This is a genomic window from Chromobacterium alticapitis (assembly GCF_002924365.1).
Taxonomy (GTDB): domain Bacteria; phylum Pseudomonadota; class Gammaproteobacteria; order Burkholderiales; family Chromobacteriaceae; genus Chromobacterium; species Chromobacterium alticapitis.
Genome location: NZ_PQWB01000142.1, coordinates 1 through 283, shown reverse-complemented (window position 1 = coordinate 283; position 283 = coordinate 1). Strand labels below are relative to the sequence as shown.

Annotated in this window: 1 protein-coding gene; it reads left to right on the top strand. The window is 64.7% G+C overall.

Annotated elements, in window-relative coordinates; all coding sequences use genetic code 11:
- A partial coding sequence (locus C2I19_RS19630) for an ISAs1 family transposase (protein WP_146056883.1) occupies positions 1–283 on the top strand: 283 nt, incomplete at both ends.

The following is a 283-nucleotide window of genomic DNA, read 5'->3' as shown; positions in this document are numbered from 1 at the left end:
CGGCCATGGCCGGCAGGTGGCGCAATGGGCGCGGGTGCTGCCTGCGGCCGGACGCGTGGATGCCGAGGCCTGGCCGGGATGCCAAACGCTGGGCGTTATTGATTCATTGAGGCAAGTCGGCGACAAACCGGGGCAGTGGGAGCGCCGCTACTACATCAGCTCGCGCAAGCTGAGCGCAGAGGATTTAGCGCAAGCGGCGCGGGCGCATTGGGGCATCGAGAACCGTCTGCATTGGATGCTGGACGTGAACTTTGCGGAGGACGCCAGTAGCATTTGCAAGGAC